This is a genomic window from Ruegeria sp. SCP11 (assembly GCF_040329455.1).
GTDB lineage: Bacteria > Pseudomonadota > Alphaproteobacteria > Rhodobacterales > Rhodobacteraceae > Ruegeria > Ruegeria atlantica_E.
In genome coordinates, this window is the sequence record NZ_JBDZYG010000079.1 from 1 (window position 1) to 223 (window position 223).

Annotated in this window: 1 protein-coding gene; it reads left to right on the top strand. The window is 61.4% G+C overall.

What is annotated here, in order from left to right; genetic code table 11:
- A partial coding sequence (locus ABLN94_RS24790) for an aldehyde dehydrogenase family protein (RefSeq protein WP_352997375.1) occupies positions 1-223 on the top strand: 223 nt, incomplete at both ends.

Sequence of the window (223 nt, forward strand, 5' to 3'; positions counted from 1 at the left end):
CCGGCTCGACGGTGACGGGCAAGCGGTTCCTGACCTATTCGGCGGAAAGCAACGCCAAAGAAGTGGTTTTGGAGATGGGCGGCAAGAACCCGGCCATCGTCATGGACGACGTGGAAAATCTGGACCGTGTGGCTGCGCATGTGGTCAACGGGGCGTTCTGGAACATGGGCGAGAACTGCTCGGCCTCGTCGCGCCTGATCGTGCACAAGGACGTGAAGGCGGA